Source organism: Luteibacter sp. HAY1-4A, assembly GCF_056755355.1.
In genome coordinates this window covers 1-24,906 of record NZ_JBNDHZ010000022.1, presented here as the reverse complement: position 1 = coordinate 24,906, position 24,906 = coordinate 1, and the positions used below count along the sequence as shown (strand labels likewise).

Genomic DNA, 24,906 nt, shown 5'->3' with positions numbered 1-24,906 from the left:
GTCCCCATGGACGGCTCGGGCGGCGCGGGACGCACCGCAAACCGGATGAGGCTAGCCCCCCGATGGCGGCGAGGGCCTATGCCAAAGGTCACGGGTAACGGATCAGCCCTGCCGGGGCCCGGTGCGGAAGCGGCGGCCCTGCTTTGCGACCATCTTCAGCGCAACGGCATCGGGCAGCAGCTTGAACAGCCCCTTGATCGCACGATTGACGCGGCCGGTGACGTAAACCGCCCTGCCCGCCTCCACGGCCTCCAGGCCCTGGCGAGCCACGGTGCCCGCGTCCATCCACATGAAGCCGGGCATCCGGGAGACCAGCTCCCGCGATCCGGTGACGTCGTGGAACTCGGAATAGGTGAACCCGGGGCAGACCGCGGTGACGTTCACGCCGGTGCCGTCGCACTCGAGCGCAAGGGATTGCGAAAACTTGATGAGGTAAGCCTTCGAAGCGGCATACAACGTATGGCCCGCCGAACCGGGGACATGGCCCGCCAACGAGGCGATATTGAGGATGCGACCATAGCCGCGGGCTTTCATGGCCGGCAGCAGGCGGTACGCCAGTTCGGTCGGCGCGGTCATCAGCACCTGGATGAAGGCGGCGTGCGTCGACCACGGCTGGTCTTCGAAGTAGCCCGGAATACCGTAGCCCGCGTTGTTCACGAGCACGTCGATCGAAAGTCCCTGCGCATCCAGGGCAGCGACAAGGGCTTCGACGCCGTCAGGCCTCGCGAGGTCCAGCGGCGCGACGATCGCCTCGATGGCGTGGCGTTCGCGCAACTCCTTCGCCAGCGACTCCAGGCGGTCGGCGCGGCGGGCCGTCAGAACGAGATCGTGACCGCGCCGTGCAAGCTCGCGGGCGAAGGCTTCGCCGATACCGGCAGATGCGCCCGTGACCAGGGCGCGGCGGTTGGATGCCATGGATGTCTTCCGTTGTCACGATGTGAGGCAGGAGTATGCAACGACCTCGCATGAATGAACGAACAGGGTTTGTGCTCACCCCCCAGACGCGCCCTTCACGACTCCGTGCACGGCCCGACCGCGAAGCTGGTCTTCCCAAAAACGACTCCCCCCAGAGTCACAAGGAGCCCACGACGATGACCAGCAGCACCGACCACGACATCAAGGTCCTGAACAATCTGATCGAAACGACCATCGACAGCGCCGAGGGCTACGGCGAAGCGGCGAAAGACGCGGAGAATACGCGTTACGCAGCTGTCTTCCAGCAGCGTGCCGCCGAGCGCCGCCAGGTGACGCAGCGCCTCCAGCAGCAGGTCCGCTCGCTCGGCGGCAATCCCGAAGACGACGGCACCGTCCTTGCCAAGGCCCATCGCATGTTCGTGGAACTGCGCGCGAAGATGAGCTCGAAGGACGACACGGCCATCGTGGACGAAGTCGAGCGCGGCGAAGACCACATCAAGCACAAATACGAAGACGCGCTGAAGGACAACGACGTCTCCGCCGGCACCCGTTCGGCGATCGACGAGGCCTATGTATCGGTGAAGACGGGTCATGATCAGATGCGTGACCTGAAGCACGCGTTGCACGGCAAGGCCTGATTGCAGGCCCGAGGGCTCTGCTACTGATGCCGCCCTCATGAAAAAAGCCCGCGAGCATAGCGCTCGCGGGCTTTTCTTTTATCAACGTATTACCGACTGCCGTAGCGTCTTCGCTGAAATAAATGGTTACCCCTTCGCTGGCTTACCTTGGCTACCGGTACTCAGGGGTGCGGCTATCACACCCTCTATCCATGGGATATAGCTTGAGACGCGAACGGCATGCACGATTTCGCCGTAGAGGCCCTCCACGAGCGGGCGATCCGGTGTCCACGTTTTCAGGAATGGATGATCCGGCGGATATTTACTCCAGGATGCCAGCCCGACGAGCTGCCTTGAGCTCCCATCCCCGACAAACAAGGGGCCACCGCTGTCGCCGCTCCCCGTGATACCCTCAAGAGGCACCGCGGCCGGTGGCTCGTCGAATCGATACCAGACAAAGCGCGCGTCGTCGCCAACGATCACGTTGAAGGCATGGCGCAGGACGGTGCGATGCGAGCTGTGAGGATCCTGGCCGTTGGTGCCATTCCCCGTTGCGCCCTTGCCCACAAGCTCTGCGGTCATCCCCACTTCCTTGTTCCCGCGATAGAGAGGGATGGGAGTCACATCCGTGACTGGCGATGCGAGTTCGATCGGCGCAATGTCGTCCGATGAGCCGAGGAATGCATGCAGCTTGGTCAGGTCGCCGGTTGCCAGTACTTCCTTTATCAGCTGATCGGGTACTTTCTTGTAGCCGGGATGCGTAATGACGCGCTTGACCTTGCGCGCCACGCCGTTTATCGACACTTCGCCATCCATGCCTTGCATTTGCATGGGTGCTGCATGCGCCGCGGTTACGACCCACCGAGGTGCAATCAGCACACCATGCCCCTCACCCGGCATGTCTACCAGCGCCGGAAACGCCGAAGCCGGGACTCGATATCTGGCTTCCTCAACGTCTGTCCTGGTAACGACCGCGCCGACGGCGCTCGACACAACCAACAGGAAAAAGGCGAGACTCCATTTCATTCATTCGTCCTCATCGTTGTCCGGAAGCGTAATTCCGACTCTCGGGTGATTGGGCAATCGACATGCCTTGAACAGCCCGGATTCTTCGATGCCCATTTTCATGTCTGTCCCCTGGCGGCAATGAAAGCTCATGGATGCCTGACGAGGGAGAAAGGTTTAACGCTGGCACCGTCGACAGCTTCGCGTTGCCGAAGGGAAGGATTACACCACCAACCGGTGACGGTGATCGCATTTTCGTCGTATTGCTCGGGGGCGGTATTCAACTCGGGAATCGATGGCTGAGGAAAGTCGTTGGTCATCGACAGCGAAAAAAGCCCCCGCAAGAGCGGGGGCTTCCTAAACTTAAATAAACTTTCAGAACGGTGTTCGCTAGAACGGAATATCGTCGTCGTCGAAGCCTTCGTTCGCGGGCGGTGCCGAACGCTGCGGCGCATTGCCGCCGCGCGGCTGGCCGTAGTCGTCCCCACCGCGCGAGCCACCACCTGCGTAACCGCTACGCTGCTGGCCGCCACCGCTGCTCCAGTTGCCGCCGCCACCGCCGCCACCCGTGCCCTGGCCACCGCGGGCCTGCTGCGGACGGCCACCACCCTGACCGCCGGCGAAGCCGCCACCTTCACCGCCACCCTGGCCGCCGAGCATCTGCATCTCGTTGGCGATGATGTCGGTGGAGTAGCGCTCTACGCCGTCCTTGTCGGTGTACTTGTCGGTGCGCAGCGAGCCTTCGATGTAGACCTGCCGGCCCTTCTTCAGGTATTCGCCGGCGATTTCGGCAAGCTTGCCGAACAGCTTCACGCGATGCCACTCGGTGCGTTCCTGCTTCTCGCCGCTCTGCTTGTCGGTCCAGGCCTCTGACGTGGCGATGCGCAAGGACGTGATCGCCGTGCCGCTGCCGGTATAGCGGGTTTCCGGGTCCGCGCCGAGGTTGCCGACGATGATGACCTTGTTGATGCCGCGTGCCATGGATTTACCTCGTATGCGTGTACCCGCCCATGATAACGGCGCGCGGAATGCGCGGGCGGGCTGGACCGGGTAGTTTCGTCGATGGTCGGGCGGCTGGCAACGCACGGCGGGAAGGCCGCCCGACGCCCCGCGTGGGCCCGGAGCGGTCATTCCCAGCGGATCTGGACCTGGGCCGTGGCACCCGCCGTTCCTGGCCGAAGCGGGCCTACCCTGACATAACGGGCCTCGAAGCCGAGTTCCGGCGGACCGCCTGCCCAGGAGAACTCCACGGCGCTGCTGCCGTCCGGCGGCAAGGGCTGGCCTCCGGCGGACCGCATCTCGATCGCCACACCCGCGGCCTCGCCGATGGGGGCGATGAGGCGTGGATGGCCGGGATAGGGGGTGGCGCGCATGGTGACGACCGCCCGCGTCGCGCCGATGCAGTCCCTGCCGGTGAATGCCGCCCCCCGCCAGGGACTGCTGGCGCCCACACCGGCCAGTTCACCGGCCGCCACCGTGCCGAGGTCGATTCGGACGCGATCGGCTACGAGCCCGCAGGACGGCGTGATGGAGCCACGCACCTGGAATGCCAGATGGTCGTCGGCCGGCGCTGCGAGCCCAGGCCACACGGTGAGCAGGCCGGCTACCAGGCGACCTGCAACGATCCTGTTCATTCGCATACTCCCGTGTATCGCGTCGGCGTGGTGGTTTTGGCGGTGGTATGCAAACGCAGCCTGCACTGGCCGCCCGCGCCGTCCGTCCAGCGCAGCGTCCAACGGCCAGCGGGATCGTCGGTGCGCAGGAAGATTCGGCCACCCTGCCCCACCAGGCCGACGGAACGCGCTGCCGAATCCAGCACGTCGGCTCCGAAGGGCACCGGCCACCCGTCGGGAAAGCGCGCGGTGACGAGCCATGTCGTCGCCACGTCGGTCTCGAAAGGCACCAGCACTACGGCTCCCGCCGTGGGCGCGACACGTCGGCGGGTGGACGCAAAGCCGATGTCGAGGGACGTCCCGCTCGGATCGAGATCGATGGCATTCCATCGGTACGGCGAAATATGGGGGGCCACGGCATAGCCGCGCCGGTCGATGCGCGTGCCCGTGCCTGCCGCGACGCCCGCACCATGCGCGCCGCGGGCACGCACGAGCGCCACGGCATCACCGAGGCGCTGTGCCGTGGTGAAGCCTCCCGCATGGACCACAAGGCCGCCCGACGCGGATACCGAGGCCGCTCGTACCGAGGTCGAGCGGGCGACCGAACCGGCCACCTCTCCCCAAGGCAAACGTTGCGACAGCGAAGCGTCGACGCCGGGCGCGCCGTTGGAGTGACGGGAAAGTGCGAGTCCATACTGGGTGGCTGCATCCACACCAGCGATGCCGTGCATGCCCACGCGGGTCCCGCCGGTACGCGTTCCACCGGGCAAGGTTGCGTACATGGTCGCGCCCGATGTCGAGCCACCCAGTGGCATGGACAGGCTCAGCTGTCCGGTTGCTTCCGACGACGTGCCCAGGAAGCCGCTGCGGCGGGACCGCCTGAGCGTGAAGTCGATGCTGAGGCGACCCTGGGTGCCGGCCCATGAGATCGCTTGGTCGCGCGTGGCGGCATGGGTCCCATAGGCGGTATGGGAGACGCTCACGCCGAGAACGCCCCGTCCGGCAAGCTCGCGCTGCATGAGCATGTCGAAGCGCCGCATCGAGCGGTCGCGGGATGCGGACGCATTCGGGAAGGAAACGGTGCCCTCATGTCCCGCCGTGACGCCCATCGAAACGAGCGTGCTCCTGCCCCAAAGGTTGCCATGACGCATGCGCCACACCATGCCGTTTCCGCCAGAGTGCAAACGCGAACGCGTGACGTCCATGGAAACGGTACCCACACGCGTGGACCGTGCGCTTCCAAGCAGCACGGACACGCTGCTGCTCGACGCGCGGCCACCCGCGAACGCCGTGAGGCCACCCGCAAATCCGTGCCGCCAACTCGCCTGCATGATGACCGGCGCCTTGCCGCGTGCAACGACACCACGACCGGCACTCAACGCATACGAAGTGCGGCCCTCGCGCAGAAGCTCGGGCGCTGGAAAATACGGCACGCGGAAGGTCCGGAGGCGGCCTTGTTCTTCGACCTGCACTTCGATGTCGCCGCCACGCGCCGAGGCATAGAGGTCGTCGATCTCGAACGGCCCGGCCGGGACGACGAGCTCGCGCAACAACACACCGGCCTGCGTAATCCGCACCGTGGCACGGCCGATCGCCACGCCCTTCACTCGCGGCGCGTACCCGTCCGTGCCGTCGGCCGCCATGCGCATGTCGTTCGCGAGGGAGATGCCGCGCAGCCTGACGGGCGGAAGCAGTCCGCCCGTCAGGGGTACGTCACCGAGACGGACGCGCGCTCGCCACGTTCGCAGGGAACGCTCCAGGAACGCATGGCGGTAGCCATATCGCCCGCCTGCCCAGGACCCGGCATGGCGCAGGCGCCACGCTCCGAGGTTGAGCCCCGCATCGCCCGAGGCAAGGAACGTCGTATCGTTCCGCCGCGCCCCGGATGCGTGGCGCGCGCTCATCCGCCACCCCAGCAGCCCGGCGGCGATGCCGTCGTCCCACTGGTCCGGAGGAACGGCACCGGCACGCCGCCGCGTCATGGCCGCCTGGGGCACATCGATATCGAGGCGTTGCTCGCCCACATCGAAACGGGTAGTCGCGGCATCGAGGCGGCGCTCGAGCGGAAGACAGGGTGCGTCGTCCTCCGTCGCAGGGAGTGCGGCCGGAGCGACGCCGTAGGCGACAAGCTCGGCGCGAGCGATGCAAGGATGCGCATCCGCGCCGTCGGTCGGCGACTCGAAGCGAACCGGCCGCCGTGCCTGCCATTCGCCGTTCAAGCGGATATCCACGTGATAGGTGCCGGGCAGGACCGGGTTGCCACGCGCAAAGCGCGACACGTCGAGTACCGGCCCTTCGTCCGACGAGAGGAAGGAGGCGTCGAAATCCACCTCGCCAGCCTCCTGTGCATGAGCGAAACGCACCGTCGTGAGCCACACACCGAAAAAACGGCGCGCGAACATGCGAACGCACAGCTCATGCCGACGACCGGCCGACACCGCCGACTCGCGCGCCATGTGCGTATCGCCAGCGTCATCGCTCAAGATTCGCCGAGCCGGGGATGGCTGCGCCGAAGTCATTGATGGTCACGAAGTCGACCTTGCCGCCCTGGATGTCGTGTCGCTTGGCCGGGACGCTGAAGCGCATGGCCGCACCCGGCCCGACCATGCCACCGCCGAGTGCCAAGGGCGCGACGCCTTTCTCCGGCGCCAGCGCCACGGTGTTGAAGGACACGTGGTACGCCGACGGGTTGTCGACCCTCAACGACGCTGCTTCGCCGTCGCGCTCGAGCGTCCAGCGAAGCCCCGCGGCCGCCCGCTCCGGTGGCGCCGGTAAAGACTCGGGGCGGTGGAAGAGCTTGAGGCGATGACGGAACGCGAACTGGAGGACGTTCCTGCCGTGCGCTTCGGCGGGTTTGGGCGGGATCTCCAGCACGTTCAACCAGTAGAGGTCTTCTTTTTCTCTCGGCGCGTCCTCGCCGACGTGCACGATCCGCAGGGTATGCGCCTGTCCCGGATCGATGCGGAAAACGGGAGGCGTAATGGCGAAAGGCGCATGCGCCGTGGATGGCGAGGAGGTTTCGTCGCCATCGTCGATCCACACCTGCACCAGTGCCGGTTCGGTACCTTTGTTTTCCACCTTCAGCGACACATCGCGCGCCTGCCCGGGAAAGACGACGCGCGTGCCACCGATGACCACGGCGGCGCGAGCGGCATCGGCACAGAGGAGAGCGGCGAACAGGGCCGGGACGAGTCGTAGCATGACGGTTCCTTTTGTCACGGTGACCATGGCCGGACGACGATGCCGTCCGGCCCCACACGCGCTAGCCGCGCTTATTCGTAGGCGATCTGGAAGCCCACGCGGGAGTTCGCGGCGCCTGGCGTGACCTCGCCGGAGCGGTAATACCGTGCGATGAGGTCGATCTGTGCCTTGTTGTCGGCCACGATCACGCTCTTGGAGTCTTCGGTGAACACATTGATGGGCGTACCGTCGCCATTGGCGATCTGGATCTGTACGCCGCCCGCCGCGGTGCCGCCGGCATCGACGTTGAGCCGTCCGCTGAGGCGATCGATGGCGGGGCTTGCCGGGTCGAAACGCACCTTCACCTTCGTATCGTTGGCGCACTCCTCATTGCCGCCCACCTGGATGCTGAAGCCCCGGTCGCCGTAGGTCTGGCCCACCTGGGCGAGCGCACCGGCGCTGATGGTGTCCAGGGGCACGCTTTTCGTGATGCCGCCGCTGCCCGGCTGCTGGCCTTCGACCAGGCACGTGGCCGACGTGATCGTGCCGGTGATCTCGATGGTGCCGTCGTTCGCCGCCCTCGCGGACGAAACCGCGGCCAGGGTGGAAACGAGCAGGGTCGCTGCGATGGATGGTCTGTGCATGGCGATGTCCTCGATGGCTGGAACACGCCGCGGGCCGGCGTGTCGGGCTCAGTCTGCGCACGCCCGAGGCCGCCGTTCGATACGCAAATTCTGAAAAATTCAACGAGCACAGGCACTTTCGCGGTCGACACCGCAAGGCGAGGTCGGCGAATGCCCGGGAGGAATGTGAGCGAGGCATTGGTCCCCCGTGCTTGGCAGGGCGAGACCGTACACGCCGACAAACACGCTTCCACCCCTATAATGGCCGCTGATATGTCGCATACGACCTGGTCCATGTCCTCCATCGCCGCCGCCCCTTCCTCCCTCGACTTCGCCGGCGTCCGCGCACTGGCGGCAGACGACATGACGGAGGTGGACGCTCTCATCCGCCACCGCCTTTCGTCCGACGTGGTGCTCATCAACCGGATCGCCGACCACATCATCGCCGGCGGCGGCAAGCGCCTGCGGCCGATGCTGCACGTGCTTGCCGCGCGAGCCGCGGGCTACGCCGGGAAGGAACACGCGAAGCTTGCCGCCATCGTCGAGTTCATCCACACCTCGACGTTGCTGCACGACGACGTGGTGGACGAGTCGGACATGCGCCGCGGCCGGAAAACGGCGAACGCGCTGTGGGGCAACGCGGCCAGCGTGCTGGTCGGCGACTTCCTCTACTCGCGCTCGTTCCAGCTGATGGTGGAGCTCGACGACATGCGCATCATGCGCATCCTCGCCGACACCACCAACACGATCGCCGAAGGCGAAGTGCTGCAGCTGCTGAACATCGGCAACGCCGATGTCGACGAAGCCGCCTACCTCGCCGTGATCGAACGGAAGACCGCCGTGCTGTTCGCCGCGGCGACGGAACTCGGCGGCGTGCTTGGCGGCCTGCCCGACACGCAGGTCGTCGCGCTGCGCCGGTACGGCATGGAACTGGGCTATGCATTCCAGATCGCGGACGACCTGCTCGACTACGTGTCGGATTCGGAAACGCTCGGCAAGAACATCGGCGACGACCTCGCCGAAGGAAAGCCGACGCTCCCGCTCATCTATGCCATGCAGGCAGCCGATGCGGAACAGCTGAAATCGCTTCGCCACGCCATCGAGCATGGCGGGCTGGATTCGCTGGATCGCATCGTGGCCGCCATCCGCGATTCCGGGGCGCTGGAACGCACCAACGAGAAAGCCGTGGCACATGCAGCGGCGGCACGCGAGGCCCTGGCCGACCTGGCGCCCTCGCCGTTCCGCGACGCGCTGGCGGCGCTCGCCGACTACTCGGTCGAACGCCGCTTCTGAGCGGCGCCTACTTCGCCCCGGCGAAGGCTTCCTTCAACCAGGCGTGCATCGCGGCATAGGCGCGATGCGCCACCTTCGCGTCATAGCGGCAGTTGCCGGTTGCCGTGGTCGCTTCCTTCTCGGTGAAGCAGTGCACCGCTCCGCCGAAGTCTTCCATCGCCCAGTCGACCTTCGCCCGGCGCATCTCGTCCTCGAAGGCGGCACGCTGTTCCATCGGCACGTTCTCGTCGTCGGCACCGTTCAAGGCCAGCACGCTGGCGTGGATGTTCGACGGGAGTTTCTCGTCGGTGGCAAGGAGGCCGTGGAAGGTGACCACCGCGGCGACGTTCGCCCCCTCGCGTGCGAGGTCGAGCACGGCAGACCCACCGAAGCAGAAGCCGATGGCACCCAGCTTCGACGCATCGATCGGCGCCTGCCGTGCCTGCGCCTTCAGTTCCTCGAAAGCGCGCGAGACGCGTTGCCGCATGACCTTGCGATCGGCGTAGAGCGGCTTCACCGCGGCGCCCGCCTCTTTTTCATTGGCGGGACGGATATCGCCGCCGTACATGTCGGTGAGGAGGATCACGTAATCCTTCCCGGCGATTTCCTTGGCCTTGGCCACCGCCACGTCGTTCACGCCGAACCAGTTCGGCACCATCACAAGCCCCGGGCGCTTCGCGGACACGGCGTCGTCGTAGACGAGGAAGCTCTTGTAGGTCACGCCGTGGTCGGTCCATTGCACGGGCTTGGCGACCATCGCCGCCGCGGCGGCTCCGACGTGACCGAAGGCAAGCAAGGACAGGATGAGCAATGAACGTCGCATGGCGTGACTCCCTGTGGAAAGTGCGCCAAGCATAGGCGCCCGGGACCCGCCTGTCGCGATGTCCGCCGCGCCCGGGGGAGCCGCGACTCAGAGGCCGGCGGCGTGCCTTGCCAGCTTGCGCTTCAACGGGCCGAGCGCGTCCATGATCCTGACTCCGGCGGCGCGCGCCGCCACCAGCGGGGGAGCCTGCCACGCATAGATGCGCGCCAGCGCATCGAACGACCACGCATCGAGGCCGTCGGCGCTCCGGCGACGCCGGGCATAGCGGCGCAGTACGTGCGCGGCGGCGATGTCGCGGCCGAGGTCACGCGCGTGTACCAGCGTGTCGCGCAGTTCCACGACGTCGCGCAATCCGAGGTTCACGCCCTGCCCCGCCAGCGGATGCACCGCATGTGCCGCGTCGCCGAGGAGCACCATGCGGTCGGCATCATAACGATCGGCCAGCTTGAGGCGCAGCGGGAAGGCAGCCCGGCGCGTCACGGCCGCGATGGGGCCGAGGCGGAAGTCGCTGGCGACACCCAGCGCTTCACGGAACCCGTCGTCGTCCAGGGCGAGGACGCGCACCGCCTCGGCCTCGGGCAAGGACCAGACGATCGAACTGCGCCCGTCGGCCAGGGGAAGCATCGCGAGGGGGCCGGTGGGAAGGAATCGCTGCCAGGCGGTGCGCTCGTGCGGACGCGCCGTTTCCACGTGCGCGACAACGCCACGCTGTGCATAGTCCCGGCCATGCGTGCCGATGCCGGCCATCGCGCGCAAGGGCGATTCCGCGCCATCAGCTGCGACCACCAGACGCGCCGAAACCATCTGGCCGTCAGCCAGTTCCAGTTGTGCGCGGTCTTCTCGCTGCGACAGTCCCACCACCTCGGCGGGAACGATCCGGCGCACCCCCGCATCGTCGAGGGCGTGCCACAGGCAAGCCTGCACAAGGGAGTTTTCGACGATGTAACCCAGCACATCGCGGCCTTCGTCGGCGGCGTCGAAGCGGATCGTGGCGCCGCTCTCCGCGTCCCAGACCACCATGCGGTCGTAGCCGGACGCGCGCGCGGAAGCGATGGCGTGCCAGACGCCCAAGTCGTCGAGCAAGGCGATCGATGAGGGTGCGAGACCGACCACGCGCAGGTCCACCTCGTTCGCCACGGCCCACGGCGGGGGCTCGCGCGCGTCGACGAGCGCGGCGGAAAATCCGGCGCGTGCGAGGGCCAGCGCGGTCGCGGCGCCCACCATGCCACCGCCGACCACAGCCACGTCCAGGACCTGGCCGCGCCGGCGTGGCGACGGATCGTTCCAGGAATCACTCACGGGGTCTTCTCCCTCACGGCCAGCGGCGCATGCGGACGGAATCCCATGCCGCGACGGCTCAGGGCGTGCCGCAACGGCGGCAGCCGATCGAACGCCAGCATGGCTACCGAGCGCAGGGGGCCGAGGAGCGGCTGGTCCATGCAGGCAAGGCGCACCAGGCCATGGCTCATCGCCATGGTGCCTTCGCGATCGGGCGTGCGGCGTCGGACGTATTCCGCCAGCATGGGCGCGCCGCCGGGATCGGCGGCCGACGCCACCAGTTCGGCGAGCGTGAGGGCGTCGCGCAGCCCGAGGTTGAAGCCTTGCGCGCCGATGGGATGTATGGTCTGCGCCGCATTCCCCACGAGCACGGCGCGCGTGGACGTCAGCGACGTCGCGGCCACCCGGCGAATGGGGTATGGCACCCGCTTGCCCGGCCGGCTCAGCCGGCCCAGGCGCCAACCGAAACGCTCCTGCACCAACGCCGCGTACGCAGCATCGTCGAGCGCGGCCACCTCGCCGGCCCGATCGGCCGCTACGGTAAGGACCACGCCCACCCGGCGGTCGGCGAGCGGCAGAACGGCGACAGGCCCGTCGTCGGTGAAGCGTTCGAAGGCCCTGCCCTGGGGATCGCGCTCGGGCATCATCGTGGTGACGAAGAGCGCCTGCTCGTAGTCGTGTTCGTGCACACCAATGCCCAACTGAGTGCGAACGCCGGAGCCGGTTCCGTCAGCCGCGACCAGCAGGGGCGTCGATATGTCGCGCCTCTCGTTCCCGCTGAGCACGCTCACCGTCCAGCCGGCGGCGGTGGGCGCAATGGACTCCACGCGCGCGGGGGCCATGCGCACGAGATGGCGGCAATCCTCGAGTCGCCGCAGGAGCGCCGCGCCCAATTCCCGCGCCGGCAGTGTCCAGCCAAGGACATCGACACCTTCGGCCGCCGCGTCCATGCGTACGCTGCCGAAGTCGCCGGCGCGGCTGGTATGGATGTGGCGGATGGGCGTGGCACGATGGCTGGCATGGTCCCAGACGCCGATGGCATCGAGGCCGTTCACCGTCGCCCGGGCAAGGGCAAGGTTGCGCTCGTCGTAGCTGGGCTGCTCGCCGATGCGGGGTGCCGACGCCTCGATGAGTACGGCCGGGAGGCCCGCCGTGTCGAGTGCGATGGCGAGGCTGGCGCCGACCAGGCCCCCGCCGACGATGAGGATGGGTTCGGACTGGCTCATGCGCGAATCATACCCCCGCGCCGCCAAGGACACTCTAGAATCCGCGCATGGGTAATCGACTTTCCAAGATCTACACACGCACCGGCGACGACGGCAGCACCGGCCTGGGCGATGGCAGCCGCACCGGCAAGGACTCGCTCCGCGTGGCGGCCTACGGCACAGTGGACGAACTGAACAGCGCCATCGGCATGATCGTCGCCGCGGAAAGTCTGGACGACGACATGCGCGAAGCCCTGCTCCAGATCCAGCATGAATTGTTCGACCTCGGCGGAGAGCTCTGCATCCCCGGCATGGCAATGATCCAGGCGAAGGACATCGACCGCCTGGAAACGGTACTGGACGGCTTCAACGCGGACCTTCCGCCGTTGAAGGACTTCATACTGCCCGGCGGCGGCATGGCGGCGGCCACCTGCCACCTTGCTCGCACCATTTGTCGCCGCGCGGAACGCGAAGTGGTGGCGCTCGGACGAGAGGAGGATGTCCGCCCCGAGGCACGGCGCTACCTGAACCGCCTTTCAGACTTGCTCTTCGTGATGGCGCGCGTCATGGCGCGCCGCAGCGGCCACGGCGAGGTGCTCTGGGAGCACGAACGCCGCCCGCGCGGGTAAGACACGGGAAAGCTGCCGGGCGTCCTCCCGGTGTAAGCTCGCCGGGCCGGTGCGGCCATGCGGACCGCGCCTTTCAGGGAATCATGCTCATGGGCGACGTGCCATCGTGCGGTGGGGCTGGCGATTCTGCTAAGTTGGCCGCCTTTCGACCGGATAAGACCGCGCCCGTGACGTCACGCATCAGCATCCTGCCTAAACGCCGCCTGCTGGCGACCGCCGTCGCCTTCATCGTTTCCGGCTACGCCTTCGAGGCGCCCGCCCAGAGCGCGCCGGCCCAGGGGGAAACGCGCACCGTCGCCGCTCCCGCCGCACCGGTCGCCGCGGAAACCTGCCCGCTGGGCTCGTTCATCTGCCCGCCCCGTCCGGTCAGCTATGCGCTGTGCCGGCCGAACGCGATGCTCGATTTCTATGAGCCTTCGATCACCAAGGACACGTCGCTGCGCGATACGGCGGTGACCGATGTCCACTCCGGCATCGACGACGGGAACCAGGGCGGCGTGAAGGTCGAGAGCCCTGAGCCGAACGTCTATCACATGACCGGCGGCGTCCGCATGGAACGTGCCGACCAGGTGCTCCGCGCACAGGACGTCACCTACAACTCCGACTCCACCGCCTACGACGCACGCGGCGACGTGAAGTACCAGGAAGCCGGCATGCTCGTGTCGGCCGACCGCATGACCGGCACCACCACGCCCAATCAGGGCGATGCCTATAACGTCCGCTACCAGCTGCTGCAATCGCGCGGCAACGGCGTGGCCGACCATGCGAAGGTGATGGACCCGCAACATGGCAGGTTCACCCTCGCCACGTACTCCACGTGCGACGTCGGCAGCCGCATGTGGGAGTTCCGTGCGAAGACGATGAACCTCAACAAGGAAACGGGCGTCGGCGAGGCGCGCAGCGCCACCATGCGCTTCAAGGGCGTGCCGTTCATGTACCTGCCCTACTTCACGTTCCCGCTGGACGACCGGCGCAAGAGCGGTTTCCTCTACCCGACGTTCGGGTCGAGCAGCCGTTCGGGCCTGTTCCTCAACCTGCCCTACTACCTGAATCTCGCGCCGAACTACGACGCCACGATCACGCCGGGCTATTACAGCGACCGCGGCTTCATGCTGGGCGCGGAATTCCGCTACCTGCTGCCGCGTTCCAACGGCACCTTCGAGGTGAACTACATGGCCCGCGACAGGGGGCCCGACGATGACGAAAGCAACACCAGCGACCGCGACGGGTCCAAGCAGCGGTACTTCGTCCATATCACCAACTCGACCAACCTCGGCGACGGGTTCAATTTCGGCGCGAACATCAATCGCGCCTCCGACAATCAGTACTTCCGCGACTTCAGCAACGACCTCTACCAATCCGCGATCGGCATTCTCTCGTCGAGCGCGTACATCACGAAATCCGGCAAGTACTGGAGCGCGGCCCTCGGCGCCGACGACTACCAGAACGTGGATGCCTCGTTGCCGAACTACGTGGTGCCTTATCGCCGCTGGCCGCGGGCTATCTTCAATCTGGAAGCACCCGTAAACGGCTGGCTCGATGTCGGTGTCGATAGCGAAGCCGTAGCCTTCCGCAAAGTGGACAGGGCCCCGGGCCAGATCGACGGCAACCGCCTGGATCTCGCGCCGTATCTTGCCGCCGACTTCTCTGGCGCCTCCTGGTTCGTCCGGCCGCGCGTGGAATACCGCTACACGGCGTACCGGCTGGATTCGGACTACAACCGGGCCGCCTACCCGGAGCAGAGCCCGTCGCGCTCGGTGCCCATCGGCAGCCTCGACGCCGGCCTGATCTTCGACCGGCACACCAGTCTCTTCGGCAGCGACTACACCCAGACGCTCGAGCCACGCATCTACTACCTCTACGTGCCGTACCGGAACCAGAACAACCTGCCGACCTTCGACACCAACGAGATGTCGTTCGACTTCTGGCAGCTGTTCACCACGAACCGCTTCTCCGGTGCCGACCGGCAGATGGACGCGAACAACCTCACGGCGGCACTCACCACCCGCCTGCTGGACGACAGCGGCGTGGAGCGCCTTTCGGCAAGCATCGGCCAGATCAAGTATTTCAGCGACCAGAAGGTGCAGATGCCGGGCGTGCTGACCACCGACTTCTCCAAGTCGAACTACGTGGCACAACTGGCTATCCAGCTGAACGACAAGTGGCGCCTGAACAGCTCCTACCAGTGGGACCCGAACAAGCGGCCAAACCCATACCCGAACGACCAGGGCCTGCCATTCCAGCAGGGTCGCGAGACCGACCTCGCCACCGTCCAGTTGCAGCGGCGCATCAGGGGCGACGGCATCGTCAACTTCTCCTACCGGTACCGCCGCAACGTGATGGAACAATTCGACACTTCGGTGGTCTTTCCCATCTCGGAACGGTGGCGTGCGCTGGCCCGTTGGGTCTTCGCCCGTCGCGACGTCCTGCAAGGCGCCCTCCCCAATGGTACCCCCTACAGTACGTTCACCTTCTCGCACCGCACGCTGGAGGCCGCTGCGGGCGTGGAATACAACAGCTGCTGCGTCGCCTTCCGGGTACTCGGCCGGCACTACGTGCACGACTACCTGCGGAAGACCGATAACGCGGTCATGTTCGAGGTTGAATTCAAGGGCTTGGGCTCGCTCAACCCGCAGTCGGGCGCCTACCTGCGCCGTGCTATCCTTGGCTATCAATAAATGGGGCAGGTGCCCCGGGCTCCCTATTCGATGAAGCAGATCCTCGCGTACTCCCTGCTCGCCACCTCCTTCCTGGTGGCCGTGCCTCCCGCCCACGCCCAGCTGATGCCCTCGGCGCAGCCCACCCAGGGCAACATGAGCGTCGGCAACGGCTCGCTCGACCGGATCGTGGCGGTCGTGGAAGAGGACGTCATCCTGCAGAGCGAGCTCGACGAAGCCATCAACGCCATCGTGCGCCAGTACGCCTCCAATCCAGGCCAGCTGCCCCCGAAGGACGTCCTGGCCCGCCAGGTGCTCGACCGCCTGATCCTCATGCGCCTGCAGGTCCAGCGCGCCAGCGACCAGGGCATCCGCGTGTCCGACCAGGACATCGACCAGGCCGCCGGCAACGTGGCCCAGCAGAACAAGATGAGCCTCGACCAGCTGCGCGCCGCGGTCGAACAGGACGGCTTCAGCTATGCGGCGTTCCGCCAGCAGCTGTCCGACCAGATCGTCGCGCAGAAGCTGCACGAGAGCGTGGTCCGCGACCAGGTCACCGTCACCGACGCGGAAGTGAACAACCTGCTCGCCAGCCCCACCTACAAGGCGGGTGAAGTCCACCTCGCGCACATCCAGATCAGCACCCCGGCCGGTGGCGGCGCCAGCGATATCGCGCAGGCCCAGACCAAGGCCGAGGAAGCCATCAAGGCCATCAAGGGTGGCATGGACTTCAACGCCGCCGCCATCCGGTACTCCGACGCGCCCGACGCCCTCGACGGCGGCGATCTCGGCTGGCGCCGCCTCGACGAGGTACCGCCGGCGTTCGCCGACGCCGTCTCCACGTTGAAGGCCGGCGAAACCACTCCCGCCCTTCGCGGTCCTACCGGCTTCCACATCCTGAAGCTGGTGGAAACACGCCAGCCGGGCCGGCAGATCGTCACCGAATACCACGCCCGCCAGATCCTCATCAAACCGTCCGAAATCGTCACGCCGGAGCAGGCGGAGAAGAAGGCGCAGGATCTGTACACCCGCGTCGTCGACAAGAAGGAAGACTTCGCCAAGCTGGCCAAGGACGAGTCCAAGGACACGACCACGGCCAACAACGGCGGCGACATGGGCTGGTTCGTGAAGGACGCCTGGGGCCAGGCCATCGGCACCCAGATCGACCAGCTGAAGGACAACGAGGTGTCGCACCCCATCCAGACCGATGCCGGCTGGATCGTGCTGCAGCGCCTGGGTTCGCGCCAGAGCGACCTTACCGACCAGTTGCAGCGCGACCAGGCGCGCCAGGCCATCGGCAACCGCAAGGCCGACGAAGCCTACGAGAACTACCTCCGCGAACTGCGTTCGACCTCGTTCGTCGACATCCGCGTGCCGGAGTTGAAGGACCCGGACGACAAGCAGGCTTCGGCCACGCCGTAAGCCATGACTGCGACCACCCTGCCACGGCTCGCCGTCACCACCGGTGAGCCTGCCGGGGTGGGACCCGAGCTGGTCGCCCGCCTCGCCGCAAGCGATTGCGCCGCCGACCTCGTCGCCATCACCGACCGGGAACTCCTGCACCGTGCCGCTGCCGCATGCGGCCTGGCGCTGCACATCGTCGACGACGACGGCAAGCGCATTGCCTCACGCCCTTCCGGGCAGATCAGGATTCGCCACGTGCCTCTCGGCGTTCACGAATCGCCGGGCCGCCCGGACCCGCGCAATGCACGGCACGTCCTGCACATGCTGGCTCTCGCAGCCGACGGGTGCCTTGCCGGCGACTTCGACGGCGTGGTGACCGGACCCGTCCAGAAATCCAGCATCAACGATGCCGGCATCGCCTTCAGCGGCCACACGGAGTTCTTCGCCGAGCGCGCGTCGGCCGAGGTGGTGATGATGCTCGCCGGGCCCCGGCTCCGCGTGACCCTGGCCACTACCCACCTGCCGCTGTCGGCCGTGCCTTCGGCGATAACCCCGGCCCTGCTCGAGCGCACTCTTCGCATCGTGCGAACGGCCCTGGTGTCGCTTTTCGGCATCCCGCAGCCGCGTATCGCGGTGCTGGGCCTCAACCCGCACGCGGGCGAAGGCGGACACATGGGCCGCGAAGAGATCGATACCATCGTGCCCGTGCTCGAACGGCTACGCGCAGAAGGCGTCGACCTCATGGGTCCCCTGCCGGCGGACACCGCATTCGTTCCGGCCATGCGCGACCGCTACGACGCCGTGCTGGCCATGTACCACGACCAGGCCCTGCCGGTGCTCAAGAGCGAAGCGTTCGACAGCACGGTGAACGTGACCCTCGGCCTCCCCTTCATCCGTACCTCGGTGGACCATGGCACCGCGCTGGACCGTGCCGGCAGCGGCACGGCGGACCCCGCCAGCCTGTTCGCAGCCACCCGCATGGCCATGGATCTCGCCCGGCAGCGCAGGCAGCCATGAACGCACGCCCCAAGAAAAGTTTCGGACAGCACTTCCTCCACGAGAAGCGCTACATCGACCGGATCGTGTCCTCGATCGCCCCGAAGGACGGCGACACCGTCGTCGAAATCGGTCCGGGCGAAGGCGCCATGACCATGCCGCTCCTCGCCGTGGCGAAGCGCATGACGGCCATCGAACTCGACACCGACCTCATTCCCGGCCTCCAGCAGCGGGCCGCGCCGATCGGCGACCTGCGAATCGTCCATTCCGACGTCCTGAAGGTCGACTTCACCGCACTCGCTCGGGAACTGGGTGCGGAACGCCTGCGCATAGCCGGCAACCTGCCCTATTACATTTCCAGCCCCATCCTGTTCCATTGCGTGGAGCACGCGGCCGCCATCCAGGACATGCACTTCATGCTCCAGAAGGAAGTGGTGGACCGCATGGCGGCCGAGCCGGGAAGCAAGGTGTACGGGCGACTCAGCGTGATGCTCCAGCTGGCCTGCCGCGTGACGCCGCTCTTCACGGTGCCGCCGGGGGCCTTCCGGCCGCCGCCGAAGGTCGACTCCGCCGTGGTGCGGCTGGTACCTCTGCCTCCCGAACAGCTCCCAGCGGGCGATCCGGCAAAAATTCACGCGATTGTGAAGGCGGCTTTCGCGATGCGCCGCAAGACCCTCTCGAACACGCTGAAGGGCATGGTCGACGAGGCCGGCATTCGCGCCGTGGGCATCGATCCCAGGGCGAGGGCGGAAACACTGGCACCCACGGATTTCGTGAAGCTCGCGAACGTGATGTAACCGTGGTTTCGGGGCACACTTGCCCACCCCCTCCGCGTCCCCGACAATCCCTACATGAATTCCAAATCCCCCTACACGATCGACGTGGAGGTCGAAACCCGCTTCGTTCCCGACCAATCGCAACCGACGGACAACCGCTACGTGTTCGCCTATACGATCACGCTGCGCAACGCCGGCCAAACCGGCGCCCAACTGCTGACACGGCACTGGGTCATCACCGATGCGAACGGCAAGGTCGAGGAAGTACGCGGCGACGGTGTCGTCGGCGAACAACCGTGGATGCGTCCGGGCGACTCGTTCGAATACACCTCCGGCGCCGTCCTGGAAACCGCGGTTGGCACCATGGGAGGCAGCTATCGCATGGTGGCGGACGACGGCACGCATTTCGATGCGCCGATTCCCACATTCGTGCTTTCGATACCCCGCACGCTCCACTAGGATCGAAACCATGGACTGCGCGCACGCCGGGAACGGCCATAAGGGAACACCGCTGGAGCAACCGGACTGATGGCCGTATACGCAATCGGCGACGTCCAGGGCTGCTATCCCGAACTCCAGCGCCTGCTGGACAAGCTCCGTTTCGATCCTTCCGCCGACAAGCTCTGGTTCTGTGGCGACCTGGTGAACCGCGGTGGCGAATCCCTCGCCACGCTGCGGCTCATCCATTCGCTGCGCGACCAGTCGATCATCACCCTGGGCAACCATGACCTCTCGCTTCTCGCGATCGGGCAGCGGCGAGAAGACGCGCAAGCGAGGGTGAACCCGGAACTTCGCGAAGTGCTCTTCGCCGACGATGCACCGGTGCTGCTCGAGTGGCTGCGCATGCAGAAACTGCTGCACCACGACGAAGCGCTGGGCTGGACGATGATCCACGCCGGGCTCGCGCCCATGTGGACCCTTCGCCAGGCGCAGCGTGCGGCGCTCGAGGTCGAACGCGAACTCGGCGGTCCGCGTCACCAGCGCCTCCTCAAGAACCTGTTCGGTAACCGTCCGCCGGGCTGGAACAATCGTCTCCAGGGCGTGGAGCGCCATCGCGCCACCATCAACACGCTCACGCGCATGCGCTACTGCGACGTCAACGGCCGCATCGATTTCGAGGGCAAGGGCGTACCCGGTACGCAGAAGCCCGGCCTTTACCCGTGGTTCGAAGTGCCCGGTGTGCGCCGCCGCGAAACGAAGATCGTCTGCGGCCACTGGTCGGCACTCGGCCGCTTCGCGGGTCTTGGCGTCTACGCCATCGATACCGGCTGCGTCTGGGGCGGACAGCTCACCGCCATGCGCCTCGACTCGCCCGAGCCAATCTACATCACCGTGGATGCCGAGCCGTATCGACAGAAGCCGAAGGGCGGCGGTGACTGAGCCAGACGATTGATCCAAATGAAAAACCCGCCTTTCGGCGGGTTTTTCATATCAACTGAGCTGACCGTGGCAATGCTTGTACTTCTTGCCTGAACCACAGGGGCATGGATCGTTCCGGCCTACCTTCGGTCCATCGTTGAGCACCGGCGCCATGGCCGGAGCCGCGGCAGTGACGTTGCCGTCGCCCTGGCCGATGGCCTGCGCGTCGGCGTGCTGGAATTGCAGGCGCTGCGCTTCCGCCATGCGCTGCTGCTCCGCCTCCATCGCGAGCACTTCCTCTTCGCTGCGGATACGGATGCGGGCCAGCATCTGCACGACTTCGCCCTTGATGCGGTCGAGCATCTCGGCAAACAGTTCGAACGACTCGCGCTTGAACTCCTGCTTGGGCTGCTTCTGCGCGTAACCGCGCAGGTAGATGCCCTGGCGCAGGTAATCCATGCTGGCAAGGTGTTCCTTCCAGGCGTTGTCGACGACCGACAGCATCACGTGCTTCTCGAGCGAGCGCATCGTCTCGGCACCGACCTGGGCTTCCTTCTCGGCGAACAGTGCATCGACGCCTTCGCGCACGTGTTCGAGGATCGAGTCGGCGTCCGCGTCCTGCTGGCCTTCCAGCCAATGGGCGACGTCCAGACGGAGGTTCAGTTCGCTCGCCAACTCGCGATCGAGACCGGCGATGTCCCACTGGTCGTCAATGCTGTCGGCCGGCACGTACTTGCGCACCAGCGCCGTCACCACGTCCTGGCGGACGTCGACGATCATGTCGGAGATGTCGTCGGTTTCCAGCAGTTCGTCGCGCTGCGCGTAGATCACCTTGCGCTGGTCGTTGGCGACGTCGTCGAACTCGAGGAGGTTCTTGCGGATGTCGAAGTTGTGCTGCTCGACCTTGCGCTGCACCTTCTCGATCTGGCGCGTGATGAGCCGGTCTTCCAGCGCTTCGTCTTCCTTCATGCCGAACATCTGCATCCAGCGGCCGATGCGCTCGCCGCCGAAGATGCGCATGAGGTTGTCCTGCAGCGACAGGTAGAAGCGCGACGAGCCCGGATCGCCCTGGCGTCCGGAGCGGCCGCGCAGCTGGTTGTCGATACGCCGGGATTCGTGGCGCTCGGTACCGATGATGTGCAGACCACCGGCGGCCAGCACCTGTTCGTGGCGCTTCTTCCAGTCCTCGCGTACCTTCTGGCGATCGGCGTCGGACGCACCTTCCGGAAGGGCGGCCAATGCCGCCTCGAGGCTGCCGCCCAGCACGATGTCGGTGCCGCGGCCAGCCATGTTCGTGGCGATGGTGACCGCACCCGGCGCGCCGGCCTGGGCGACGATGTGCGCCTCGCGCTCGTGCTGCTTCGCGTTCAGCACCTCGTGCGGAATGCCTTCCTTGCGCAGGAGGCCCGACACCAGTTCGGAAACGTCGATGGACGCCGTGCCCACCAGCACGGGCTGGCCGCGCTCGTGGCATGCCTTGATGTCGGCGATGACCGCCTTGTACTTGGCTTCGGGCGCGAGGAAGACGGAGTCCGGGTTGTCCACGCGGATCATCGGCTTGTGGGTCGGGATGACGACCACTTCCAAGCCATACACCGTCTGGAACTCGTAGGCTTCCGTGTCGGCCGTACCGGTCATGCCGGCCAGTTTCTTGTACATGCGGAACAGGTTCTGGAACGTGACCGTGGCGAGCGTCTGGTTCTCGCGCTGGATGGGCACGCCTTCCTTCGCTTCCACCGCCTGGTGCAGGCCGTCCGACCAGCGGCGGCCGGCCAGGGTGCGGCCGGTGAACTCGTCGACGATGATGACTTCGCCGTCGCGCACGATGTAGTCGACGTCGCGCTGGTAGATGGCGTTTGCGCGCAGGGCCGCGTTCATGTGATGAACGACGGCCAGGTTCTTGGAATCGTACAGGCCGCTGTCGGGGTCGATGACGCCGGCATCGCGCAGCAGCTGCTCGGCGTGTTCCATGCCCTCTTCGGACATGTGCACCTGCTTCTGCTTCTCGTCGACGAAGTAATCGCCGGGGCCGTCTTCCTTTTCCTGCCGGGTGAGGTGCGGCACGACCTTGTTCACCGCGATGTAGAGCTGCGGGGAATCCTCGGCGGGACCGGAGATGATGAGCGGCGTACGCGCCTCGTCGATCAGGATGGAGTCGACCTCGTCGACGATGGCGTAGTGCAGGCCGCGCTGGTTGCGCTGCTCCTTACTGAGCGCCATGTTGTCGCGCAGGTAGTCGAAACCGAATTCGTTGTTCGTACCGTACGTGATGTCCGCCTGGTAGGCGCTGCGCTTGTCGGCGTGGTCCATGCCCGGATACACGACACCGACCGTAAGGCCCAGGAAGTTGTACAGCTTGCCCATCTGGGCCGAGTCGCGACGCGCCAGGTAGTCGTTCACCGTGACCACGTGCACACCCTTGCCCTCGAGGGCATTGAGGTACACCGGCAGGGTGCCGACCAGGGTCTTGCCCTCGCCCGTGCGCATTTCGGCGATGCGGCCGGCATGCAGCACCATGCCGCCGATCAGCTGCACGTCGTAATGGCGCATGCCGAGCACGCGCTTGGCGGCCTCGCGGGTGACCGCGAATGCCTCGGGCAGCAGCTTGTCGAGCGTTTCGCCGGCGGCGACGCGCTGGCGGAATTCGTCGGTCTTGCCACGCAGGGCGTCGTCGGAAAGCTTTTCGAACTCCGGCTCGAGGGCGTTGATGCGCTTGACCGTCTTGGAGAGGTCGCGCAGCACACGCTCGTTACGGCTGCCGAAAATACTCGTCAGGGCACGATTGAACATCGATCATCCGGATCTGAAACGAAAAGGTTGCCGGAAGGCCGATGGCCGGCCGGCACGAAGGGACGATCATACTACGGGCGCCCCCGGCTTTCCTCGGGGTGGCGGCGGCCGGGCCGGGATTCAAGCCCGGCGTCGGCCCTTCAGCGATGGCTGCGGACGTACGCCAGCGGGTTCACGACGCGGTCGTGGTACCAGACCTCGAAATGGACGTGGGAGCCGGTGGAGCGACCGGTGGAACCGGCCTGGGCGATGACGTCGCCGACCCGGACCCGCTGCCCTACCTGCGCCACGATGCCGCTGTTATGAGCGTAGCGGGTCATGTAGCCGTTGCCGTGGTCGATTTCGACCACGTTGCCATAGCCGGTGCGCTGACCGGCGAAGGTGACCATGCCTTCGGCCACGGCAGTCACGGGCGTACCCTTCGGCGCGGCGATGTCGATGCCCGTATGGCGGGCGGCATGCCCGCTGAACGGGTCGGGGCGCCCTCCGAAATAGGAGGAGATGTAGCCGTTCACCGGCATGCCCGTGGGCCGGAGGCTAGATTCGATGCTGCGATCCATCAGCATGTCGCGCAGGGCTTCGAGCTGTGCCTGCTGGGTATCGAACTGCCCGGCCAGGCGATCGATGCTTTCGCCGAGCGAGGCCGGCAACGTGTAGGCGGGCGTGTCCAGGGTCAGTTCGGGGCCGCCTTGGGGCGGCTCGTCGTCGAAGTCGAATTCGCCGTCGTCGAGCTTGCCGACCTGGGTCAGCCGCTCTCCCAGCGCATTGAGACGGATGGATTGCGCCTGCAGCTGGCCGAGCTTCACGGCCAGCGCATCGAGGTCGCGCTGGGCATCGCGCTTGATCTCCGCCACGCGCGCGTCCTGGTCGCCCACCTGCTGCTTGAGATGACCGATGTCGCCGAGCGCGGACGCCTTGGGACCGGCTACCGCCAGGGCCACACCGGCGCCGGTGCCGGCGATGCCTATAAACGCCGCCAGGGCGACCGCCACGACCTTGCAGCGCAGGCGCCGGCAGGCCAGGTCGATCGTTTTCGGCCCTTTCTGGCCGCGAGACACGAGTATGATCTGCATACGTTCCACATCGAATAGTCAAAGCCGGCCCATGCCACCGCCGCCCAGTCCGTCCCGCCGCTCGACCAACGGACTCAAGTCCGTCGGCGACGTCGGGCCCGTCGCATCGCTGGCCCAACGGGCCCGCGAACTCGACCGCCTGGACCGCCAGCTGCGCGCGACGCTGCCATCGCCGTTGTGCGACCAGGTCCGCTTCGCGGACCTGCGCGACGGCAGGCTCGTCTTCCTTGCGCCCTCGTCGGCCTGGGCTTCGCGGGTGCGCCTTTACCAGGCGCAGATCCTCGAGGCCGCCCGCGCCATCGGCGCGAAAGCCCACTCGGTTGCCGTGAAAGTGGCCCCCCTACCGCCCGTGGAAGTGATTCCCGACCGGCACAAACCGCTTTCCGCATCGGCGGCCCGTCACCTGCGGGGCGCTGCTGCGTCACTCTCCGACCCCACGTTGCGGGATCTGTTCCTTTACCTGGCCTCCCAGGCCGAAAATTCAGATTAATCCTATACTTGGCACGGTCTCGGAAGTCCGTTAGCACGCACGGACCCACGAAGGTGGCGAACTTTATAGCACGCATGAAGCGTGTAGACACCGAAAATGCACATAAAATTCACCAAGCGTGACCCGGGTCACTTTGGCGGTGGGAAGCGCGCTGGCGCGCGAAGGGTGCTCGCGGCAAGGCCCTGTCTCTTATACACATCT

General features: G+C 66.4%; 22 protein-coding genes. 10 read left to right on the top strand and 12 right to left on the bottom strand.

Annotated features, from left to right (window positions below):
• Nucleotides 1–102: 102 nt before the first annotated feature.
• Nucleotides 103–915 (bottom strand): SDR family NAD(P)-dependent oxidoreductase, encoded by an 813-nt coding sequence (locus ACPYOD_RS09345; protein ID WP_481301470.1) that lies wholly within the window; start codon nt 913–915, stop codon nt 103–105.
• A 176-nt stretch (nt 916–1,091) separates the two neighbouring features.
• Between ACPYOD_RS09345 and ACPYOD_RS09340 the strand changes: the two genes are divergently transcribed.
• Nucleotides 1,092–1,553 carry a PA2169 family four-helix-bundle protein gene (locus tag ACPYOD_RS09340; protein WP_481301469.1) on the top strand — a complete coding sequence of 154 codons (462 nt, stop codon included), beginning with the start codon at nt 1,092–1,094 and terminating at the stop codon, nt 1,551–1,553.
• Between the two features lie 126 nt (nt 1,554–1,679).
• Here the strand turns inward: ACPYOD_RS09340 and ACPYOD_RS09335 are convergent, their stop codons facing one another.
• The 6 genes from ACPYOD_RS09335 to ACPYOD_RS09310 all read right to left on the bottom strand — a co-directional run bounded on the left by ACPYOD_RS09335 (nt 1,680) and on the right by ACPYOD_RS09310 (nt 7,974).
• Nucleotides 1,680–2,558 carry a S1 family peptidase gene (locus ACPYOD_RS09335; RefSeq protein WP_481301468.1) on the bottom strand — a complete coding sequence of 293 codons (879 nt, stop codon included), beginning with the start codon at nt 2,556–2,558 and terminating at the stop codon, nt 1,680–1,682.
• 369 nt (nt 2,559–2,927) lie between these two features.
• Entirely contained in the window at nt 2,928–3,518 is a 591-nt protein-coding gene (ssb, locus tag ACPYOD_RS09330; protein WP_481301467.1) for a single-stranded DNA-binding protein, read from the bottom strand.
• 146 nt (nt 3,519–3,664) lie between these two features.
• A complete protein-coding gene (locus ACPYOD_RS09325) occupies nt 3,665–4,171 on the bottom strand; it encodes a fimbrial protein (protein WP_481301466.1) in 507 nt (168 codons plus the stop codon).
• On the bottom strand, nt 4,168–6,633 hold the full coding sequence (locus ACPYOD_RS09320; RefSeq protein WP_481301465.1) for a fimbria/pilus outer membrane usher protein: 2,466 nt from the start codon (nt 6,631–6,633) through the stop codon (nt 4,168–4,170). Before ACPYOD_RS09320 ends, ACPYOD_RS09325 begins: the two co-directional genes overlap by 4 nt.
• Nucleotides 6,623–7,351, bottom strand: a complete 729-nt coding sequence (locus ACPYOD_RS09315; protein WP_481301464.1) for a fimbrial biogenesis chaperone — start codon at nt 7,349–7,351, stop codon at nt 6,623–6,625. Before ACPYOD_RS09315 ends, ACPYOD_RS09320 begins: the two co-directional genes overlap by 11 nt.
• Before the next feature lie 71 nt (nt 7,352–7,422).
• Nucleotides 7,423–7,974 carry a fimbrial protein gene (locus ACPYOD_RS09310; RefSeq protein WP_481301463.1) on the bottom strand — a complete coding sequence of 184 codons (552 nt, stop codon included), beginning with the start codon at nt 7,972–7,974 and terminating at the stop codon, nt 7,423–7,425.
• A 273-nt stretch (nt 7,975–8,247) separates the two neighbouring features.
• On the opposite strand from ACPYOD_RS09310, the gene ACPYOD_RS09305 reads away from it, so the two are divergent.
• Nucleotides 8,248–9,246, top strand: coding sequence for a polyprenyl synthetase family protein (locus ACPYOD_RS09305; protein WP_481301462.1), 999 nt, complete (start codon nt 8,248–8,250; stop codon nt 9,244–9,246).
• A 7-nt stretch (nt 9,247–9,253) separates the two neighbouring features.
• Here ACPYOD_RS09305 and ACPYOD_RS09300 read toward each other — a convergent pair whose 3' ends face one another.
• From ACPYOD_RS09300 to ubiH, 3 genes are all read right to left on the bottom strand, one after another.
• Nucleotides 9,254–10,048, bottom strand: coding sequence for a dienelactone hydrolase family protein (locus tag ACPYOD_RS09300; protein ID WP_481301461.1), 795 nt, complete (start codon nt 10,046–10,048; stop codon nt 9,254–9,256).
• 87 nt (nt 10,049–10,135) lie between these two features.
• Nucleotides 10,136–11,347 carry an FAD-dependent oxidoreductase gene (locus ACPYOD_RS09295; RefSeq protein ID WP_481301460.1) on the bottom strand — a complete coding sequence of 404 codons (1,212 nt, stop codon included), beginning with the start codon at nt 11,345–11,347 and terminating at the stop codon, nt 10,136–10,138.
• On the bottom strand, nt 11,344–12,552 hold the full coding sequence (gene ubiH / locus ACPYOD_RS09290) for a 2-octaprenyl-6-methoxyphenyl hydroxylase (protein ID WP_481301459.1): 1,209 nt from the start codon (nt 12,550–12,552) through the stop codon (nt 11,344–11,346). The genes ACPYOD_RS09295 and ubiH overlap by 4 nt, the downstream gene beginning before the upstream one ends.
• Before the next feature lie 47 nt (nt 12,553–12,599).
• Between ubiH and ACPYOD_RS09285 the strand changes: the two genes are divergently transcribed.
• From ACPYOD_RS09285 to ACPYOD_RS09255, 7 genes are all read left to right on the top strand, one after another.
• Nucleotides 12,600–13,160, top strand: a complete 561-nt coding sequence (locus ACPYOD_RS09285) for a cob(I)yrinic acid a,c-diamide adenosyltransferase (RefSeq protein WP_481301458.1) — start codon at nt 12,600–12,602, stop codon at nt 13,158–13,160.
• 167 nt (nt 13,161–13,327) lie between these two features.
• Nucleotides 13,328–15,838 carry an LPS-assembly protein LptD gene (locus ACPYOD_RS09280; protein ID WP_481301457.1) on the top strand — a complete coding sequence of 837 codons (2,511 nt, stop codon included), beginning with the start codon at nt 13,328–13,330 and terminating at the stop codon, nt 15,836–15,838.
• A gap of 30 nt (nt 15,839–15,868) precedes the next feature.
• Nucleotides 15,869–17,239: a peptidylprolyl isomerase gene (locus ACPYOD_RS09275; protein WP_481301456.1), complete on the top strand. Its 1,371-nt coding sequence runs from the start codon at nt 15,869–15,871 to the stop codon at nt 17,237–17,239.
• A 3-nt stretch (nt 17,240–17,242) separates the two neighbouring features.
• Complete coding sequence (pdxA, locus tag ACPYOD_RS09270) at nt 17,243–18,238, top strand: 4-hydroxythreonine-4-phosphate dehydrogenase PdxA (protein ID WP_481301455.1); 996 nt, start codon at nt 17,243–17,245, stop codon at nt 18,236–18,238.
• Complete coding sequence (gene rsmA, locus ACPYOD_RS09265) at nt 18,235–19,014, top strand: 16S rRNA (adenine(1518)-N(6)/adenine(1519)-N(6))-dimethyltransferase RsmA (protein WP_481301454.1); 780 nt, start codon at nt 18,235–18,237, stop codon at nt 19,012–19,014. Before pdxA ends, rsmA begins: the two co-directional genes overlap by 4 nt.
• Nucleotides 19,015–19,068: 54 nt before the next feature.
• A complete protein-coding gene (gene apaG, locus ACPYOD_RS09260) occupies nt 19,069–19,452 on the top strand; it encodes a Co2+/Mg2+ efflux protein ApaG (RefSeq protein ID WP_481301453.1) in 384 nt (127 codons plus the stop codon).
• Between the two features lie 69 nt (nt 19,453–19,521).
• Complete coding sequence (locus ACPYOD_RS09255; protein WP_481301452.1) at nt 19,522–20,373, top strand: symmetrical bis(5'-nucleosyl)-tetraphosphatase; 852 nt, start codon at nt 19,522–19,524, stop codon at nt 20,371–20,373.
• 51 nt (nt 20,374–20,424) lie between these two features.
• Here ACPYOD_RS09255 and secA read toward each other — a convergent pair whose 3' ends face one another.
• Entirely contained in the window at nt 20,425–23,142 is a 2,718-nt protein-coding gene (gene secA, locus ACPYOD_RS09250; RefSeq protein ID WP_481301451.1) for a preprotein translocase subunit SecA, read from the bottom strand.
• 140 nt (nt 23,143–23,282) lie between these two features.
• Nucleotides 23,283–24,215 (bottom strand): M23 family metallopeptidase, encoded by a 933-nt coding sequence (locus ACPYOD_RS09245; protein WP_481301450.1) that lies wholly within the window; start codon nt 24,213–24,215, stop codon nt 23,283–23,285.
• 31 nt (nt 24,216–24,246) lie between these two features.
• Between ACPYOD_RS09245 and ACPYOD_RS09240 the strand changes: the two genes are divergently transcribed.
• Nucleotides 24,247–24,705, top strand: coding sequence for a DciA family protein (locus ACPYOD_RS09240; protein WP_481301449.1), 459 nt, complete (start codon nt 24,247–24,249; stop codon nt 24,703–24,705).
• The last annotated feature ends 201 nt before the right edge of the window (nt 24,706–24,906 follow it).